The sequence below is a fragment of the Streptomyces sp. NBC_00669 genome (assembly GCF_036226785.1).
Lineage (GTDB): Bacteria > Actinomycetota > Actinomycetes > Streptomycetales > Streptomycetaceae > Actinacidiphila.
Genome location: NZ_CP109018.1, coordinates 7,457,001 through 7,472,500, shown reverse-complemented (window position 1 = coordinate 7,472,500; position 15,500 = coordinate 7,457,001). Strand labels below are relative to the sequence as shown.

General features: G+C 72.7%; 15 protein-coding genes (1 of these 15 only partly in view). 6 read left to right on the top strand and 9 right to left on the bottom strand.

What is annotated here, in order from left to right; translation table 11 throughout:
* A protein-coding gene (locus tag OG896_RS31515; RefSeq protein WP_329370768.1) for a DNA-3-methyladenine glycosylase crosses the window boundary here: on the bottom strand, window positions 1-612 show its 5' portion. 27 nt of this gene lie to the left of the window's left edge; 612 of the gene's 639 nt are visible here — the first part of the coding sequence; the start codon lies at window positions 610-612; its stop codon lies off the left edge, out of view.
* A gap of 206 nt (window positions 613-818) precedes the next feature.
* Between OG896_RS31515 and OG896_RS31510 the strand changes: the two genes are divergently transcribed.
* Entirely contained in the window at window positions 819-1,361 is a 543-nt protein-coding gene (locus OG896_RS31510) for a YbhB/YbcL family Raf kinase inhibitor-like protein (RefSeq protein WP_329370766.1), read from the top strand.
* A 113-nt stretch (window positions 1,362-1,474) separates the two neighbouring features.
* The gene (locus tag OG896_RS31505) at window positions 1,475-1,978 is read left to right on the top strand and encodes an HNH endonuclease (RefSeq protein ID WP_328462540.1); all 504 of its coding nucleotides are present in this window, start codon (window positions 1,475-1,477) and stop codon (window positions 1,976-1,978) included.
* A gap of 15 nt (window positions 1,979-1,993) precedes the next feature.
* Here the strand turns inward: OG896_RS31505 and OG896_RS31500 are convergent, their stop codons facing one another.
* From OG896_RS31500 to OG896_RS31485, 4 genes are all read right to left on the bottom strand, one after another.
* Entirely contained in the window at window positions 1,994-2,761 is a 768-nt protein-coding gene (locus tag OG896_RS31500) for a sulfite exporter TauE/SafE family protein (protein WP_329370764.1), read from the bottom strand.
* Between the two features lie 146 nt (window positions 2,762-2,907).
* Window positions 2,908-3,906, bottom strand: coding sequence for an SPFH domain-containing protein (locus tag OG896_RS31495; RefSeq protein WP_328462544.1), 999 nt, complete (start codon window positions 3,904-3,906; stop codon window positions 2,908-2,910).
* A gap of 266 nt (window positions 3,907-4,172) precedes the next feature.
* A complete protein-coding gene (locus OG896_RS31490) occupies window positions 4,173-4,604 on the bottom strand; it encodes an NfeD family protein (RefSeq protein ID WP_328473944.1) in 432 nt (143 codons plus the stop codon).
* Between the two features lie 71 nt (window positions 4,605-4,675).
* Window positions 4,676-5,467, bottom strand: coding sequence for an ABC transporter ATP-binding protein (locus OG896_RS31485; RefSeq protein ID WP_328462546.1), 792 nt, complete (start codon window positions 5,465-5,467; stop codon window positions 4,676-4,678).
* Window positions 5,468-5,600: 133 nt separating this feature from the next.
* Between OG896_RS31485 and OG896_RS31480 the strand changes: the two genes are divergently transcribed.
* Window positions 5,601-6,389, top strand: coding sequence for a hypothetical protein (locus OG896_RS31480; protein WP_329370761.1), 789 nt, complete (start codon window positions 5,601-5,603; stop codon window positions 6,387-6,389).
* Window positions 6,390-6,550: 161 nt separating this feature from the next.
* Here OG896_RS31480 and OG896_RS31475 read toward each other — a convergent pair whose 3' ends face one another.
* The 3 genes from OG896_RS31475 to OG896_RS31465 form a co-directional block, all read right to left on the bottom strand.
* Window positions 6,551-6,790 (bottom strand): chaplin family protein, encoded by a 240-nt coding sequence (locus tag OG896_RS31475; protein ID WP_328462550.1) that lies wholly within the window; start codon window positions 6,788-6,790, stop codon window positions 6,551-6,553.
* A 297-nt stretch (window positions 6,791-7,087) separates the two neighbouring features.
* Window positions 7,088-7,732, bottom strand: a complete 645-nt coding sequence (locus tag OG896_RS31470) for a response regulator transcription factor (RefSeq protein WP_329370756.1) — start codon at window positions 7,730-7,732, stop codon at window positions 7,088-7,090.
* Complete coding sequence (locus OG896_RS31465; RefSeq protein WP_329370754.1) at window positions 7,725-8,996, bottom strand: GAF domain-containing sensor histidine kinase; 1,272 nt, start codon at window positions 8,994-8,996, stop codon at window positions 7,725-7,727. The genes OG896_RS31470 and OG896_RS31465 overlap by 8 nt, the downstream gene beginning before the upstream one ends.
* A gap of 191 nt (window positions 8,997-9,187) precedes the next feature.
* Here OG896_RS31465 and OG896_RS31460 point away from each other — a divergent pair, with 191 nt between their 5' ends.
* From OG896_RS31460 to OG896_RS31450, 3 genes are all read left to right on the top strand, one after another.
* Window positions 9,188-10,018 (top strand): SDR family NAD(P)-dependent oxidoreductase, encoded by an 831-nt coding sequence (locus tag OG896_RS31460; RefSeq protein WP_329370752.1) that lies wholly within the window; start codon window positions 9,188-9,190, stop codon window positions 10,016-10,018.
* Window positions 10,015-11,163 (top strand): S-adenosylmethionine:tRNA ribosyltransferase-isomerase, encoded by a 1,149-nt coding sequence (locus OG896_RS31455; RefSeq protein ID WP_329370750.1) that lies wholly within the window; start codon window positions 10,015-10,017, stop codon window positions 11,161-11,163. Before OG896_RS31460 ends, OG896_RS31455 begins: the two co-directional genes overlap by 4 nt.
* Before the next feature lie 274 nt (window positions 11,164-11,437).
* Window positions 11,438-12,289 carry a transglycosylase SLT domain-containing protein gene (locus OG896_RS31450; RefSeq protein WP_329370748.1) on the top strand — a complete coding sequence of 284 codons (852 nt, stop codon included), beginning with the start codon at window positions 11,438-11,440 and terminating at the stop codon, window positions 12,287-12,289.
* 104 nt (window positions 12,290-12,393) lie between these two features.
* Here the strand turns inward: OG896_RS31450 and OG896_RS31445 are convergent, their stop codons facing one another.
* On the bottom strand, window positions 12,394-15,153 hold the full coding sequence (locus OG896_RS31445) for an FHA domain-containing protein (protein ID WP_329370746.1): 2,760 nt from the start codon (window positions 15,151-15,153) through the stop codon (window positions 12,394-12,396).
* Window positions 15,154-15,500: the final 347 nt, after the last annotated feature.

Here is a 15,500-nt window from a genome sequence, read left to right as displayed (position 1 = left end):
GCGGTAGGGGCTGACCGTGGGGTCGGCGTCGATCCAGTAGCGCCAGGGGTGGGCCGCCCCGTCGCCGCCGACTCCGGTGCGCGGGCCGCTGCGGATGGCCCCCGCGGCGGGCGGGGTGCCGGTGAGGACGCGGAACGGGCCGCCGTCGGCGGAACAGGCGTCGGCGCCGTTGAGCGTGCGGTCCACGCCGAGTGCGGTGGCGAGCCGGGCCGGGCCCTGGGCGAGGTCGGCGTCCTTGCGGGAGGTGGGGCGGCGGGGGCGGGCGAGGTCGGCGCCCGCGGTGATCCGGCCGGCTCTGAGCAGCACCCCGCTGGCGGTGCCCGCCGGGCCGCAGACCAGGTTCAGGCAGTGCCACATGCCGTAGGTGAAGTAGACGTAGGTGTGGCCGGGCGGGCCGAACATCACGGCGTTGCGGTCGGTGCGGCCGCGGTAGGCGTGGGAGCCGGCGTCGTTGGGGCCGTCGTACGCCTCGACCTCGGTGAGCCGCAGCTCGATCGGGCCGTCGTCGGTGGCGCGGACGAGGGTGCGGCCGAGCAGGTCGGGGGCGATCTCCAGGACCGGCCGGTCGAAGAACGAGCGCTTCAGCGGGGTCCGGTCCGGTGGAGTGGTCACGAGGCAGGAGCGTAGTGGACGAGCCGGAACCGGGTGGGCGGCGCGGACGCCGTGGAGATCCACTCGGCAGGCCCTAGGCTCGGAGCCAGTTCGCTCCGTTCCCGGCGGGGCCCGGTTCCTGGCAGGGGCCCGGTCCCGGCGGGGGCTTCGTTCCAACAGGAGCTTCGTTCCCAACAGGGGCTTCGTTCCCCACAGGAGGTGTCGAGGTGACCGAGCAAGCGCGACGGCCGCTCCCCCATGACTTCCACCCGCCGGTGCCGGCGTTCACGGTGGTCAGCGACGATGTGGCGCCGGGTGCGGCGCTCAAGGACGCCCAGGTGTTCGCGGGCGGGAACACCTCGCCGCAGCTGCGGTGGGAGGGGTTCCCGGCGGGGACCAAGAGCTTCGCGGTGTCCTGCTACGACCCGGACGCGCCGACCGGCAGCGGGTTCTGGCACTGGTCGGTGTTCGACATCCCGGCGTCGGTGACGGAGCTGCCCGCGGGCGCCGGGTCCGGGGACTTCGCCGGGCTGCCGGCGGGCGCGGTGCAGGTACGCAACGACTACGGCACCCGGGACTTCGGTGGCGCCGCGCCGCCGCCCGGGGACGGCCCGCACCGCTATGTGTTCACCGTGTACGCGGTGGACGCGGAGAAGCTGGGGCCGGACGCGGACGCGTCGCCCGCGGTGGTCGGTTTCAACCTCCGGTTCCACGCGCTGGCGCGGGCCCAGCTGATCGGCGTCTACGAGGTGCCGGCCGACGCGGCCTGAGGCGCGTCCCCGGCACCTGCGCAGGCACGTACCCCGGCGGAAAACTCCGTTGTCCGGCGCGGGCGTCGCGGGCACAGTGGTCCCACCTGAAAGACCCCGGGAGGTGGGCGGAAATGCGTGAGACGCTGGTGCTGAATGCGAGTTTCGAGCCGCTGTCGACGGTGTCGCTGCGGCGTGCGGTCGTGCTGGTGATGCAGGACAAGGCGGTCGTCGAGCAGGCCCACCCCGGTCTTCGGGTCCGTGCGGCGCGGGTGGAGATGCCGATGCCGCAGGTGATCAGGCTGTGCCGGTACGTCAGGGTGCCGTTTCGACAACGGGCGCCGTGGTCGCGGCGAGGGGTGCTGGTGCGTGACCGGCACCGCTGCGCGTACTGCGGGCGGCGGGCCACGACCGTGGACCACGTGCAGCCGAAGTCGCGCGGTGGCGGCGACACCTGGCTGAACACGGTGGCGGCGTGCGGTGAGGACAACCAGCGCAAGGCGGACCGTACGCCGGAGCAGGCCGGGATGCGGCTGCTGGTGCGGCCGTTCGAGCCCACTCCGGCCGACGCGCTGCTGCTGGCGCTGGGTGTCCGGGATCGTGCGGACCTGCCGGAGTGGCTGGCGGTGCCGGCCTGAGCCGGTCACCGGCGTTCACTTCAGCAGGAGTTGGACGATCGCCGCGACGCCGACCACGACGATGAGGCCGCGCAGTGCCATCGGCGGGAGGCGGCGCCCCACCCGGGCGCCGATCAGCCCGCCGATGGTGGCGCCGGCCGCGACGAGGGCGACCGCGACCCAGTCCATGTGGGCGATGACGATGAAGAACAGCGCGGCGATGCCGTTGACCATCGCGGCGAGCACGTTCTTCAGGCCGTTGATCCGCTGGAGCGTCTCGTCGAGGAGCAGTCCCATCAGGGACAGGTAGAGGACCCCCTGCGCGGCTCCGAAGTACCCGCCGTACACGCTGGCGAGGAGGATGCCGAGCGGGAGGAAGGGTCCGCCGTTCACGGGGGCGGCGGACCCGCTGCGCTGCCGGCGCGCCTGGATGGCGCGGGTCAGGCGCGGTTGCAGGACCACCAGGACCAGGGCGAGCGCGATGAGCACGGGCACGATCGCGTGGAACGCCTTGGACGGCAGGTTGACCAGGAGGATGGCGCCGGCCGAGCCGCCGATCAGGCAGAAGCCGCCCAGCCGCAGCAGCCGCTCGCGCTGGCCGGCCAGTTCGCGCCGGTAGCCGATGGCGCCGGCCACCGAACCGGGCACCAGGCCGAGGGTGTTGGAGACGTTCGCGGTGACGGGTGGCAGGCCGACGGCCAGCAGGACGGGGAACGTGATCAGGGTGCCCGAGCCGACGATGGTGTTGATGGTGCCGGCCCCGATTCCGGCGGCGAGCACGGCGACGGCTTCCGCTGGCGACATCGGCCCTCCATGATCGGTGCGCGTCCTCCCCGCCGTTGACGGTCGAGGGGTGCGCAGCGATCATGCCACACCGGTGCGCGCGCTTCGAGGGCGTGCCCGGTCCTGGCCGGCGGCGCCCCCGGTGCTTCTCAGCGCTTCTCGCCGGGTCAGTCCTTGTCGAACGGCGGGGCTTCGCGGCGGGGCGCGGGCGTGGCCGCGGGCCGGGTGGCGGGGCTCGCGCCGGTGCCGTTGGCCGGGGCACCGCCGTTGCCCCCGTTGCCTCCGTTGCCGCTCAGGCCGGGGATGTTGACCATGCCGCCGAGGCCCTTGAGGGCGTCGTTGAGCTCGCTGGGGATGATCCAGAGCTTGTTGGCGTCGCCCTCGGCGATCTTCGGGAGCATCTGGAGGTACTGGTAGGCGAGGAGCTTCTGGTCCGGGTCGCCGGCGTGGATCGACTCGAAGACGGTGCGGATCGCCTGCGCCTCACCCTCGGCGCGCAGGGCGGCGGACTTCGCGTCACCCTCGGCGCGCAGGATCGAGGACTGCTTCTCGCCCTCCGCGGTGAGGATCTGGGACTGCCGGATGCCCTCGGCGGTGAGGATCGCGGCGCGCTTGTCACGGTCGGCGCGCATCTGCTTCTCCATCGAGTCCTGGATGGAGGTGGGCGGTTCGATCGCCTTGAGCTCGACGCGGTTGACGCGGATGCCCCATTTGCCGGTCGCCTCGTCGAGGACGCCGCGCAGCGCCGCGTTGATCTCCTCGCGCGAGGTGAGGGTCCGCTCCAGGTCCATGCCGCCGATGATGTTGCGGAGCGTGGTGACGGTGAGCTGCTCGATCGCCTGGATGTAGCTGGCGACTTCGTAGGTGGCGGCCCGGGCGTCGGTGACCTGGTAGTAGATGACCGTGTCGATGTTCACCACCAGGTTGTCCTGGGTGATCACCGGTTGCGGCGGGAACGGCACGACCTGTTCGCGCAGGTCGATGCGGTTGCGGATGGTGTCGATGAACGGGACGACGATGTTCAGCCCGGCGCTGAGGGTGCGTGTGTAGCGGCCGAAGCGCTCGACGATGGCGGCGCTGGCCTGGGGGATGACCTGGACCGTCCTGATCAGCGCGATGAAGACGAGCACCACCAGGATGATGAGGACGATGATGATGGGCTGCATGGTCACTCCGGCGCCGGTTGAGTGCGGATGGAGCATGTACTACGACATGATCAATTGTCGCAGACAGTAGGCGTACCGCGTGCGGGGTTCGGCGAATTCCCGGTCTGCGGCGGCTCGTTGACTGCTGCGGTGGTGCTGTGCGGTGGTGCTCTGCGGTCCAGCTCTGCGGTGCTGCGGTCCCTCGATACTGCGGGTGCTGCGGGTGCTGCGGTCCTTCGGTGCTGCGGGTACTTCCGTGCCGCGGGTTCGCCGCGGGTCCTTCGGGCCTACATCACGACCGCGGTCGCGCCGTCGATCTCCACGACGTCCACCTGCTGGCCGGGGTCGAAGACGCGGTCGTGTTCCAGGGCGCGGGCCGACCAGATCTCCCCGGCGAGCTTGATCCTTCCGCCCGCCCCGTCGTCGACGCGTTCGAGCACGACGGCCCGCTTGCCCTTGAGCGCGTCCACGCCGCTGCGCTGCTCGGGACGCTGGCGGTTGCGGTAGGCGATCGGCCGGACGAAGACGAGCAGCGCCACGGAGACCACGACGAAAACGATGACCTGGGCCACGATGCCGCCGCCGGCTCCCGCGGTGACGGCTCCGCCGACCGCTCCGACCGCGAACATGCCGAATTCGGGCATCGCCGTGATCACCAGCGGGATGCCCAGCCCCACCGCGGCCACCAACCACCACACCCATGCGTCCACGACGCCAATCGTAGGCGTACACGGCCCAGTTGCGGCAGTGCGCAAGCCGGACACCTACGTCGGGGGTTGCTGCCGGGTTCCTACTTCAGCGGCAGACCCGCGGCGGTCCAGCGGTCGCCGCGGCGCTCGACGACGAGCGGGAGCCCGAAGCAGTGCGACAGGTTGCGGGAGCTGAGCTCGGTCTCCAGCGGGCCGGCGGCGACCACCTTGCCCTGGCGGATCATCAGCACGTGGGTGAAGCCGGGGGCGATCTCCTCGACGTGGTGGGTCACCATGATCATGGAGGGCGCGATCGGGTCGCGGGCGAGCCGGCCGAGCCGCCGCACCAGGTCCTCGCGGCCGCCGAGGTCGAGTCCGGCCGCGGGCTCGTCGAGCAGCAGCAGCTCGGGGTCGACCATCATCGCGCGGGCGATCAGGGTCCGCTTGCGCTCGCCCTCGGAGAGGGTGCCGAACTTCCGGTCGAGGAACTCGGTCATGCCGAGCCGGTCGAGGAAGGCGCGGGCCCGCTCCTCGTCGACCTGTTCGTACCCCTCGTTCCAGGTGGCGGTCATGCCGTAGGCGGCGGTGAGCACGGTCTCCAGGACGGTCTGGCGGCGCGGCATCTTCTCCGCCATGGCGGCGCCGGCCACGCCGATCCGCGGCCGCAGCTCGAAGACGTCGACGCTGCCGAGCTTCTCGCCGAGGATCTGCACGGTGCCCGCGCTCGGGAAGAGGTAGCTGGAGGCGACGTTCAGCAGGGTGGTCTTGCCGGCGCCGTTGGGACCGAGGATGACCCAGCGCTCGCCCTCGGCGACCGACCAGGAGACCCCTTCGACCAGAGCGCGTCCGTCGCGGACCACGGATACGTCCACCAGCTCCAGTACATCGCTCATGAGCGCGCTGTCTCCCATTGCATCTCGGCAGTCTCGGCATGTCGGTGTGCCGGGATCGGCACGGGCCGGAAGGAACAACCCCCGAGGAAAACTTACGCCACCACACGAGCGGTCCAGTCCATAGGCTGGGGGCATGCTTGATGAACCTCGTTCAGGACGGCTGGCGGCGTGGGGAAATGCCCTGCTTGCCGGACTTGCCGCCCCTGATGACGTTGCTCAGCGGATCTCGGCCGACGACGCGGTGCACCGCGTCGTCGGGCTGCCGGGCGAACCGGCCCCGGTCGGGCTCACCCTGGGCCTGGGCAGACTCCGCGCCCTGGGCGTCACCGGCCTGCGGCTCGCGCTGCCGGTGGCGGGGCACCCGCTGGGGCTGTCCGGCCCGCCCGAGTTCAACGCCCGCGCGATGGCGGCCGGCGAGGCGGTGCTGACGGTGGGCGCGGTCTCGCTCGGCCTGGTCCCGGAGGTCTACGAGGCCGGGCCGGCCGGTGACCTGCACGTGGACGTGGAGTGGCAGTGCCTGCCGGTACGCGACTCCCCGCCGGCCGACGTGCCCTCGCTCGGCGAGGCGGAGCGGGAGCTGGCCGAGGCACTGCGCGACGCCACCGACGCGCTGGCGCAGCTCGACGTGGCCGGCGCGGGTCCGGCCGCGCAGGCGGCGCTGGAGGCGTACCGGGCGCGGGCGGAGCGCGGCCGCGAGGTGCTCGCGCCGGGCTACCCGCCGCGCGCGGTGCGGGTGTTGGAGCTGGCGCAGCGGGTGGCGGCGCTGGTGTCGATAGCGTCCGACGGGCACGGCGGCGCGGTGAGCGCGTCGCAGATCGCGGCCCGCGCGGAGTTGCTGCGGCCGGTGGAGCGGACCGCGCGGCGCGCGCAGGTGGCGGCGTACAACGCGTACGTGGAGGAGGCGGAGCGGCGCCGGCCGTAGCCCGGGGCCGGCCGCGGGGTTCGCGACCGGGGCCGCGACCCGTACCGACCCGACAGCCGTACCGACCCGACAGCCGTGCGGGCCCGGCGGCGACGTACGGGGACGTCGGCCGCGGGGCCCGCGCGGGTTGGTGCCGCCCGAGGTTCAGGCGGCGGCCGGTGTCACAGGTTGGCGCCGGTGTTGCCGAAGGCCGGGTTGAGCAGGCCGATCACGTTGACGGTGTTGCCGACCACGTTGACCGGGACGTGCACCGGGACCTGCACGAGGTTGCCGGAGGCCACGCCCGGGGACTTCACGGCGGCACCGTGCGCGCCCGAGTCGGCCGAGGCCGCACCGGCGCCGGCGGCGATGAGGCCACCCGCCACGAGGGTGATGGTCGCGGCCTTCTTCAGGTTCTTCACTTCGAACTTCCTCCTTGCGAGACGCGTCGCGGCCAGCCGCCGCGACACGCCATGCAGAACGGATCGCCGCCGCATCGGATGCGCGCCCCGGGAGACATACACCCGACAGTATGAATCTCACTCCGCCAAGCGCGGGTGTGCGGGCGTGGCGCGCCGGCGCCCGAGGGAGCGCGCCGACGGGCCACGCGCGCCAGGTGCCTCGTCGGGCGCGTGCCGGTCGCCGGCGGTCAGTCGCCGACGACCGGTCGCCCACGGCCGGACGTCCACGACCGGACGCCCACGGCCGGATGCCTACGGTCAGTCGCCGACGCCGTTGCGGACCGCCCACAGCGCCGCCTGGGTGCGGTCGGCGAGGTCCAGCTTCATGAGGATGTTCGACACGTGGGTCTTCACGGTCTTCTCGGAGAGCACCAGCGCACGCGCGATCTCGCGGTTGGAGCGGCCGTCGGCGATCAGACCGAGGACCTCGCGCTCGCGTTCGGTCAGCGCGTTGCCGCGCCCGCTGCCCGGGGCGGGCTGGTCCGGGGCGAGCAGCGCCCCGGCCACCTCGGGCTGGAGCAGGACGTGCCCGGCGTGCACCGAGCGGATCGCGTCGGCGAGCGCGACCGGGTCGACGTCCTTGTAGACGTAACCGGCGGCGCCGGCCCGCAGGGCGGGGACCACGGTGCGCTTCTCGGTGAAGCTGGTCACGATGAGGACCCGGGCGGGGCTGTCCGCCTCGTGCAGCAGCCGCAGCGCCTCGATGCCGTCGGTGCCGGGCATCTTGACGTCCATCAGGATCACGTCGGGCCGCAGCTCCAGCGCGCGGGCCACGCCCTCGTCGCCGTCGGCGGCCTCGCCGACCACCTCGATGTCGCCCTGGACCTCCAGGAACGTCCGCAGGCCGCGGCGGACCACCTGGTGGTCGTCCACGAGCAGCACCCGGATCACCTTGTCAGCCACCTGGCACCTCCATCTCGATGACGGTGCCCTTGCCGGGCTCCGATTGCACGCTCAGCGATCCGCCGACGCCGTCGGCGCGGTCCCGCATGGAGACCAGGCCGAGGTGGCGGCCGGCCCGGCGGACGGCGGTGGGGTCGAAGCCGCGGCCGTCGTCGCGGATGCGCAGCCGGGCGCCCCTGCCGTGTCCTTCGAGGGTGACGGCGACCGTGCGGGGGGCCGCGTGCCGCAGCGCGTTGTGGGTGGCCTCCTGGGCGACCCGCAGCAGGGCCTCCTCCTGGGGCGCGGGCAAGGCGCGCGTCCGGAAGGCGCGGAAGGTCACGCTGGCGGAGTGCACCCGGTCCAGGACGTCGGCCTGGGTGCGCAGGGTGGCCACGAGCCCGTCCTCGTCCAGCGCGGCCGGCCGCAACTCCACGACGACGGCCCGCAGCTCGTCGGCGGCCTCGGCGGCGAGCATGGCGACCTGCCGGATCTCCTCCTTGGCGCGGCCGGGGTCGGTGTCGACCAGTGCGGCCGACGCCTGGGCGGTCAGCCGCAGCGAGAAGAGCTTCTGGGAGACCGCGTCGTGCAGTTCGTGGGCGATCCGGGCGCGCTCGCCGGCCAGCGTCAGCTCGCGGCTGCGTTCGTGCAGCCGTGCGTTGGTGAGGGCGATGGCGGCGTGGTCGGCGAGGATGCGCAGCAGGTCCTCGTCGTCCTGGGTGAAACCGGCCGGGCAGGCCCAGTCCGTGGAGTCCTGGGCGGAGCCCGCGCCGGCATCGGTCCCGACGTCGGCGCCGGCATCGGAGTCGGCACCCCTGCCGGGGCCGTCGGCGTTGGCAGAGCCGTCGGCGTTGCCGGAGCGCTCGGCCGGGATCTTCTTGTTCGCGAGGAAGATCGCGCCGAGGATCTCGTCGCCGTCGGCCACCGGCATGCCGATGAAGTCCTTCATCACCGGGTGGGCGCGCGGCCAGCCGGCGAAGCTCTCGAAGTCGCGTACGTCGGTGAGCCGCTGCGGGGTGGCCTCGTGGAGCATCGCGGCGAGCACGCCGTGCTGCCGGGGCAGCGGGCCGATCGCCTTCCACTCCTCGTCGCTGACCCCGTCGACCACGAACTGGGCGAAGCCGCCCTGGTCGTCGGGCACGCCGAGCGCGGCGTACTGCGCGCCCAGCAGTTCCCGGGCCGAGGCCACGATGGTCTGCAGGACCTCGCGCACCTCCAGCCGCCGGTTCATCGCCACGATCGCGGCGCTGACCGCTTCGATGCCGCCTCGCGGCGCCCGTTCGGACATGCCCTCAACGGTACCCGCCGCAGGTGACGGGCCGTATGCGCCGCAGGACGGACTGTCCTGGTCCCTGTGGACTAGGGCCAAGTGCCCGCGCCGGTTGCGGCGGCCGCCCGAGGCGGGCGGCGCGGTCGCGTTCCTACGGTGTGGGCATCGGGTCCGGCGACCGCGCCGGGCCGTGGCGGAAGGCGGGCACCATGCCGGTGGCGATCATCACGGGCGCGTCGCGCGGGTTGGGCCGGGCGCTGGCCGAGGAGCTGGCCGGACGCGGCTGGGACCTGGTGCTGGACGGCCGCGACGCGGACAGGCTGCGGGCGTCGGTACGGGACCTGGAGCGCGACCGGACCGACGATCCGACAACCCTCAAATCGGGCGAATCGCACAATGCCCCCTATATAGGGGACAAAGGTGCACGGGGTCCGCAGGGCGGAAGCACAGCACCGGACCGGCCGGCGCGCGGCCGGGTACGGGCGGTCGCCGGTGACGTGACGCGCCCGGAGCACCGGGCCGAGCTGGTCGCGGCGGCCCGGGAACTGGGTGGCAGCGCGGGCCCGGACCTGCTGGTCAACAACGCGAGCTCGCTGGGCGCGGAGCCGCTGGTGCCGCTGGCCGAGCTGGCCGAGGACGGGCTGCGCGAAGCGCTGGAGACCAACGTCATGGCGCCCTTCGCCCTGGTCAGGGCGGCGCTGCCGGGACTGCGGGCGGCAGGCGGCGCGGTGCTGAACGTCAGCTCGGACGCGGCCGTGGCGGCGTATCCCACCTGGGGCGGGTACGGCGCGAGCAAGGCCGCGCTCGACCACCTGTCGGCGGTGCTCGCCGAGGAGGAACCCGCGGTCCGGGTGTGGTGGGTGGACCCCGGCGACCTGCGGACCGAGCTGTACGCGGCGGCGGTGCCGGACGACCCCGACTTCGCGGAGCGGCTGCTACCGGAGCAGGTGGCGCCCGCGGTGCTGCGGCTGCTCGACGGCCCGGCCGGCAGCGGCCGCTACGTCGCCGCCGAACTGGCCGGCCCGAAGGAGGCGCGATGAGCGCGGCGGCACCGGCCCTGGTCTGCGAGACCTGCGACGCCGAGGCGGCCCGGGTGGACACCGGGGCCCTGGCGGACCTCCGGCTGCCGCCGGAACTGTCGGCCGCGGTGCCCGCGCCGCGCCGGGACGCGGTACGGCTGCTGGTCGGGCGGCGGAGCGGCGGCGAGGTGACCCACCACGGGTTCCGCGAGCTGCCCGGGCTGCTGCGGGCCGGGGACGTCCTGGTGGTCAACACGTCGAGGACGCTGCCGGCGGCGCTGGACGGCTGGGCGGCGGACCCGGGCACCGGCGGGACCGCCGGCGCCCGGGCCGCCTCGAAGGCCGGCCCGCCTGTGGTGGTGCACTTCTCCACCCGGCGTGACGACGGCCGCTGGGTGGTGGAGGTGCGCTCCCCCGACGGGCACGGCTCGACCGTGCGCAGGCCCGGCGGACCGGCCGGAACCGAGGTGCGGCTGGCCGGCGGCGGCCGGCTCGTGCTGGAGCGCCCGCTCGACCCGGCCACCGACCGGCTGTGGGTGGCGTCGGTACGGGTGCCGGACGTGGTGCGGCACCTGCGCCGCCACGGGCGGCCGATCCGCTACGCGTACACCGCGCGCGACCAGCCGCTGTCGGCGTACCAGACGGTCTTCGGCACGCCGTCGGCCGACGGGCGGGGCTCGGCGGAGATGCCGAGCGCGGCCCGGCCGTTCACCGCGTCGCTGGTCACGGAGCTGGTCAGCCGGGGAGTGCAGATCGCACCGATCGAGCTGCACACCGGGGTGGCGTCCGCCGAGGCGCACGAGCCCCCGTACGCGGAGCCGTACACCGTGCCGGCGAGCACCGCGTGGCAGGTGAACGCGGCCCGGGCGGCCGGCGGGCGGGTGGTGGCGGTCGGCACCACGGCCGTGCGCGCGCTGGAGTCGGCGGCCGACGGGCGCGGGGTGGTGCGGGCGGCACACGGCTGGACGGAGCTGGTGATCACCCCGGAGCGCGGGGTGCGCGCGGTGGACGGCCTGCTGACCGGGCTGCACGAGCCGGAGGCGTCCCACCTGCTGATGCTGCGGGCCCTGTCGGGCGACGGGCTGCTCACCCGCGTCTACGCGGAAGCGTTGCGCGGCCGTTATCTCTGGCACGAGTTCGGAGACGTCAACCTGCTGCTGCCATAAGGGCTTTCAGCCCCCGAATAAGCGTCACATAAAGCACCCCCTCCGTCACCTTCCGCGACGCAGGGGGTGCCCCCTTGTGACCTCACCTATAGGACCTGCGTCACATACTAAGGCGCTTAGTGGAATTCAGGTCCCGAAACTCCGGGAGAAAACCCGGGAACTCCGGCGCGGGCGCCAGCCGCATCTACGAGTTCGGCTCGTAGCAGGGCTCATTGACCCCCGATTTCCGACCCTCTAACAATTCTCGGGTCCCAATCGGAAGAGGTAATCCCGCATGCAGCTCCCCACGATCCCGAAGATCGACCGACTGTCCAGGAAGCACAAGATCACGGTGGCCGGTGTCGCCGCCGCCGCGGCCGTTGCCCTGACAGTCACCGGTCTCGAGGCGACCGCTGGTGGGTCGGCTGTCGCCGCAGGCGACCCGACTGGGTTCTCCGTCTCCACCGGCGACCAGGTCAAGAGCATCAGCCCCGAGTCCGGCATGGCCTCCCAGAAGGCCATGTCCGACCAGGCCACTGCTCAGAAGAAGGCCGCCGCGGACGCCGCGGCGAAGAAGAAGGCGGCTGCGGACGCCGTCGCGAAGAAGAAGGCCGCGGACGCGGCTGCCGCGAAGAAGAAGGCGGCCGACGAGGCCGCCGCGCGCGCCAAGGAAGCGGCCAACCGCTCCACCAAGCGCGTCGTGATCAAGAAGACCGCGCCGGTGATCAAGAAGACCGCGCCGGTGGCGAAGAAGGCCGCCCCGGTCGCCAAGGCCGCTCCGGTCGCGAAGGCCACGACCGCGGCGCCGGCCGCGGTGACCTACCCGAACAACCTGGACGGCTGGATTCGCGAGGCCCGGGCCACCCTGGCCGCGCACAACATTCCGGTCCCGACGTACAACGGCATTTACCGCAACATCATTCGGGAGTCGTCCGGCAACCCGAACGCGATCAACCTGTGGGACTCGAACGCCGCGAAGGGCATTCCCTCCAAGGGCCTGCTCCAGACCATCGACCCCACGTTCAACGCGTACCACGTCTCCGGCACCTCGTGGAACGTCTACAACCCGGTCGCGAACATCGCCGCCGCCTGCAACTACGCGTACCACGTGTACGGCGGCATGGACAACGTGAACTCGGCGTACTGATCGAGCGATCCGCCGAATGCGGGAACCCGAAAGGGCGGTGGGACACATGCGTCCCACCGCCCTTTCCGCTGCCCTGAACTGCCCGCGGCCGGGCCGCGGACCGGCTACTTCCGCATGACCTCCGGCTCGTGCCTGCGCAGCAGCCGGGCGACGACGAAGCCGCACAGCACGGACATCGCCAGCAGCACCACGACGTCCAACGTCCAGGCGCCCGCGGTGTGCTGCCACAGCGCGTCATGCGTCCTGCGGGTCGGGTCCCATGGCAGCAGCGTGTTGAGGCTCGCCGTGGCGCCCGCCCCGGCCACCGCCCAGCGGGCCGGCATCAGCCAGGACAGCTGCTCCACCCCGGGCTTGCCGTAGAGCTGGAAGAGCACCCCGGTGAAGACGATCTGCACGATGGCGAACATGACCAGCAGCGGCATGGTCTTCTCCGCCGTCTTCACCAGCGCCGAGATGATCAGGCCGACCATCATCGAGGTGAAGCCGAACACGATGATGACCAGCGTCATCTCCACGCCCGGGTGGCTGTGCAGGACGACGCCCTGGGTGGGCATCTTGCGCGGCGCGAAGCCGATGCCGCAGATGATCGCGCCCTGCAGCGCGGTGATCAGGCCGAGCACGATGACCTTGGACATCAGGTACGCCGACCGGGACAGCCCGACCGCGCGTTCCCGCTCGTAGATCACCCGCTCCTTGATCAGCTCGCGGACCGAGTTCGCCGCGCCCGCGAAGCACGCGCCGACCGCGAGGATCATCAGGATGGTGCCCGCGTCCTTGTTCTGGAAGTACGGCGCCTTGCCGAGGCCGAGGCCGTAGTCGGCGGGGATCAGGATGCTGACCACGCCGAGCACCGCGGGCAGGATCACCATCAGCCCGATGAAGCCCCGGTCGGAGACGATCACCGACAGGTAGCGCCGAACCAGCGTGACCAGCTGCGAGCCCCAGCCCTGCGGCTTGGGCGGCCGCGCCGCCTGGTACGGGATGTAGTGCGCGGCCTGCGGGGCCGCCTGGTCCAGTTCGGCGGCGTACGTCTGGTAGTGCTGCGAACCGCGCCAGCGGCCGGACCAGTCGTAGTCGCGGTAGTTCTCGAACGCGGAGAAGACGTCGGCCCAGTTGTCGTAGCCGAAGAAGGTCAGCGCCTCGTCCGGCGGGCCGAAGTACGCCACCGCGCCGCCCGGCGCCATGACCAGCAGCTTGTCGCACAGCGCCAGTTCCGCCACCGAGTGGGTGACGACCAGGACGGTCCGGCCGTCGTCGGCGAGGCCGCGCAGCAGCTTCATCACGTCGCGGTCCATGCCCGGGTCGAGGCCGGAGGTCGGCTCGTCCAGGAAGATCAGCGACGGCTTCGTCAGCAGTTCCAGGGCGACCGAGACGCGCTTGCGCTGGCCGCCGGAGAGCGAGGTGACCTTCTTGTCGGCGTGGATGTCGAGCTTCAGCTCGCGCAGCACCTCGTCGATCCGCGCCTCGCGCTCCGCGGTCGCGGTGTCGCCGGGGAAGCGGAGCTTGGCGGCGTACCGCAGCGCGGTCCTGACCTGGAGCTCCTTGTGCAGGATGTCGTCCTGCGGGACCAGGCCGATGCGCTGGCGCAGCTCCGCGAACTGCTTGTACAGGTTGCGGTTGTCGTACAGCACCTCGCCCTGGTCGGCCGGCCGGTAGCCGGTCAGCGCGCGCAGCAGGGTCGACTTGCCGGAGCCGGACGGGCCGATCACGCCGATCAGCGACTTCTCCGGCACCCCGAAGGAGACGTCCCGCAGGATCGTCTTCGTGGTCTTGCCGTGCGGCACCGTCACCGACAGGCGGCGCGCGGAGAACGACACGTCGCCGGTGTCGACGAACTCCTCCAGCCGGTCGCCGACCAGCCGGAAGGTGGAGTGGCCCACGCCGACGATGTCGTTGGGGCCCAGCAGATGGCGCTGCACCGGCTGGCCGTTGACATAGGTGCCGTTGTGGCTGCCCAGGTCGGCGATCTCGTAGCGGCCGTCCGGGTGCGCGCGGAACTCCGCGTGGTAGCGGGAGACCTGGAGGTCGGAGACGACCAGCTCGTTCTCCAGCGCACGGCCGATCTTCATCACCCGGCCCAGCGCGAGCTGGTGGAAGGTGGTGGGGCTGCGCACGCCGTAGCCGGGCGCTCCGCCCTGCGGCTGCTGCGGCGGAGACTGCTGCGGCTGCGGTGGTTGCTGCGGGGCTTGCTGCATCTGCGGGCCGGGCGGCTGCGGTTGCTGCTGGGGCGGCCGGCCCCAGCCCTGCTGCGGCGGCTGTTGCGGCGGGACCTGCGCGGGCGGAGCACCCCAACCCCCCGCGCCCTGCTGCCCCTGCTGCCCCTGCTGCGGGACGCCCTGCGGCTGTCCCGCGTACATCTGCGGCTGCTGCTGCGGGGGTTGGTACTGCGGTTGCGGCTGCTGCGGCGGTTGTGGCGGTTGCTGCGGGCGCGCCTGGGGCGGTGCCTGCTGGTAGGCGGCCGCCTGCTGCGGGGCCTGTTGAGGTGCGGACTGCGGCGCGGCCTGGGCCGAGGCGGCCCCCGCGGCCGCCGCGCCCACACCCGCTCCGGCGCTCGCACCCGCGGGACCGGTGAAGTCCAGCCGGGGCCCGTCGGTCGCGTTGCCGAGGTGGACCGCGGCGCCGGGGCCGACGTCGGCGTTCTGGACCCGCCGGCCCTGCACGAAAGTGCCGTTGGTGCTGCCCAAGTCCTCCAGCAGCCAGCCGCGTTCACCGCGGCGGATCGTGGCGTGCCGCCAGGACACCCTCGGATCGTCGAGGACGAGGTCGCCTTGCGGGTCGCGGCCGAGGCTGTAGGACCGGGATGGGTCCAGCGGCCAGGTCTGTCCGTTGAGTTCGAGTACGAGTTCAGGCACCCCATGCCCCATTTGTTGTCCCCCGAAGTCCCCCATGGAGGGGCAGTCTAGGGATTGCGAACATCGGGAGGAACTGTTTCAGGCTCGGATCGGTCACCGATTGCCACCCTCCACGCCCCACGACGCACCCTGCGCACCCCCGGTTCCGCGCCGCGACGCCTTCGGTCCGACCCGGTTCGGCGAGTGCCGGATAAGTAGTACCACCCCGGCAGGGCGCCCCGCGCCGGACCGCACGACCCGCGTCCCGCCGTACCGCCCCGCCCCAGGCCCGGTCGTACGGTCCCTGTCCGGCCGCGCGCCCCGCGTCCCGCCGTACGGCGCCCGCTCCCCCGGCGCCCCGGGTGTCCGCCAGCCGGGAC

What these genes read in the sequence shown, in the direction of transcription:
- OG896_RS31505 (WP_328462540.1), top strand. Translation starts at nt 1,475, where the DNA reads ATGCGTGAGACGCTGGTGCTGAATGCGAGTTTCGAGCCGCTGTCGACG.
- OG896_RS31500 (WP_329370764.1), bottom strand. Translation starts at nt 2,761, where the DNA reads ATGTCGCCAGCGGAAGCCGTCGCCGTGCTCGCCGCCGGAATCGGGGCC.
- OG896_RS31495 (WP_328462544.1), bottom strand. Translation starts at nt 3,906, where the DNA reads ATGCAGCCCATCATCATCGTCCTCATCATCCTGGTGGTGCTCGTCTTC.
- OG896_RS31485 (WP_328462546.1), bottom strand. Translation starts at nt 5,467, where the DNA reads ATGAGCGATGTACTGGAGCTGGTGGACGTATCCGTGGTCCGCGACGGA.
- OG896_RS31480 (WP_329370761.1), top strand. Translation starts at nt 5,601, where the DNA reads ATGCTTGATGAACCTCGTTCAGGACGGCTGGCGGCGTGGGGAAATGCC.
- OG896_RS31465 (WP_329370754.1), bottom strand. Translation starts at nt 8,996, where the DNA reads ATGTCCGAACGGGCGCCGCGAGGCGGCATCGAAGCGGTCAGCGCCGCG.
- OG896_RS31460 (WP_329370752.1), top strand. Translation starts at nt 9,188, where the DNA reads ATGCCGGTGGCGATCATCACGGGCGCGTCGCGCGGGTTGGGCCGGGCG.
- OG896_RS31455 (WP_329370750.1), top strand. Translation starts at nt 10,015, where the DNA reads ATGAGCGCGGCGGCACCGGCCCTGGTCTGCGAGACCTGCGACGCCGAG.
- OG896_RS31450 (WP_329370748.1), top strand. Translation starts at nt 11,438, where the DNA reads ATGCAGCTCCCCACGATCCCGAAGATCGACCGACTGTCCAGGAAGCAC.
- OG896_RS31445 (WP_329370746.1), bottom strand. Translation starts at nt 15,153, where the DNA reads ATGGGGCATGGGGTGCCTGAACTCGTACTCGAACTCAACGGACAGACC.